At 67.9% G+C, this 1,575-nt stretch carries 2 protein-coding genes and 1 pseudogene; 1 reads left to right on the top strand and 2 read right to left on the bottom strand.

Features of this window, described 5'->3' with window-relative positions; all coding sequences use genetic code 11:
* Positions 1-82: 82 nt before the first annotated feature.
* Both A5652_RS04605 and yajC read right to left on the bottom strand, forming a co-directional pair.
* Positions 83-613 (bottom strand): annotated as a pseudogene (locus tag A5652_RS04605) (protein translocase subunit SecD); the annotation flags it as partial.
* A 114-nt stretch (positions 614-727) separates the two neighbouring features.
* A complete protein-coding gene (gene yajC / locus A5652_RS04610) occupies positions 728-1,051 on the bottom strand; it encodes a preprotein translocase subunit YajC (RefSeq protein WP_067347106.1) in 324 nt (107 codons plus the stop codon).
* 200 nt (positions 1,052-1,251) lie between these two features.
* Between yajC and A5652_RS04615 the strand changes: the two genes are divergently transcribed.
* A partial coding sequence (locus tag A5652_RS04615) for an aminotransferase class III-fold pyridoxal phosphate-dependent enzyme (RefSeq protein ID WP_156745157.1) occupies positions 1,252-1,575 on the top strand: 324 nt, incomplete at its 3' end.

The raw sequence follows: 1,575 nt of genomic DNA on the forward strand, positions 1-1,575 counted from the left end.
CTGCTTCCGGGGCAATGATTTTCGCGATCCTGGTGATCCTGGGCCGTCAAATCAACTACACCCTGGATCTGGCGGACGGTCGCGCAGGTGCCTGCCGACCCGGCGCGGGCTGACCGGGCGCCGGCTGACCCGGTGCGGGCTGACCGGGCGCCGGCTGACCGGGGGCCGGCTGACCCGGCGCGGTCTGGCCGGGGGCCGGGTGGCGCGCCGGCGGCTTGGGCTCGGCGCCCTGGGCCGGCATCGAGTTGAGCACCGGACGGATGTAGAGGCGGGCGGTCTGACCCAGGTTTCGCGCCTCGTTGCCGTCGTTCCCAGGGACCGTGATGATCAGGTTGTCGCCGTCGACGACGACCTCCGAGCCGGAGACACCGAGCCCGTTGACCCGGGCGCCGATGATCTGCTGAGCCTGCGCCAAAGCCTCCCGGCTGGGCTTCGAGCCATCCGGAGTGCGCGCGGTCAACGTGACGCGGGTGCCGCCCTGAAGGTCGATGCCGAGTTTGGGAGCGGCCCGCTTGTCCCCGGTGAGAAACACCAGCAGGTAGACGCCGACGAGCAATAACAAGAAGACCGACAGGTAGCGGGCAGGGTGCACCGGCGCCGAAGACGATGCCACGTTCCTTCTATCTCCTTGAAATCGGTTACTTACCCCGGACAGAGCCTACGTGGCCCCCCCTTGCCCGTTGTGCAAGCGGTCCACCGGTTGCGGCGATCGGGTGGGGAGTCCAGGTCAGGAATCGTTGGTGATCGAGCCCTCGTCGGCGGAGCCGTCGCCGTCGGAGAGGTCTTCGTCGTCGGGCAGGATCCGGTCGCGGATCGCCAGCTTCATCCAGGTGGTCACTACGCCGGGTGCGATCTCGAGGTCGACGGTGTCGTCGGTGATCTCGACGACGCTGGCCTGAAGGCCCGACGTGGTGTGCACCCGATCACCCGGACGCAACGACTCCTGCAGGTCGATGGTGGCCTGCATCGCACGCTTCTGGCGGCGCGATGCCAAGTACATGAACCCGCCCATGATGAGCAGGAACGGCAGGAACAGGATCAAGCTCTGCATGGACGCGCCTGTCTTTCGTCGTAATTCGGGACCCACGGTGCCGCGAGCATCGCGCACCTCGTAACGGTCCAGTGTGCCCGTTCAGTCTGGCAGGCCACCTGCGGCGACCGTCCGCCACGGTGCACCGAGTGCCCGCCGGCGTCAAGCTCGATAGGCTTTTGATGCGACGTGACACACGCGCCGCGGGGAGGAGTTATGTGGTGGCCAGCCTCGAGCAGACTCGCCAGCTGGTCACCGAGATCCCCGGTCCGGCATCGCTGGAACTGACCAAGCGCCGGGCGGCGGCGGTGTCGCACGCCGTGAACGTGTCGGTGCCGGTATTCGTGGCGCGAGCCGGCGGCGGGATCATCGAGGACGTCGACGGCAACCGGCTGATCGACCTCGGGTCCGGGATCGCGGTGACCACGATCGGTAACTCCTCGCCCCGGGTGGTCGAAGCGGTGCGCGCGCAGGTGGCCGAGTTCACCCACACCTGCTTCATGGTGACGCCCTACGAGTCCTACGTGGCCGTCGCGGAGACGCTG

The sequence above is a fragment of the Mycobacterium sp. 1165178.9 genome, from assembly GCF_001673555.1.
Taxonomy (GTDB): domain Bacteria; phylum Actinomycetota; class Actinomycetes; order Mycobacteriales; family Mycobacteriaceae; genus Mycobacterium.

Bases quoted from the DNA above. Each gene is read 5' to 3' on its own strand.
- yajC (WP_067347106.1), bottom strand. From the start codon at position 1,051: ATGCAGAGCTTGATCCTGTTCCTGCCGTTCCTGCTCATCATGGGCGGG.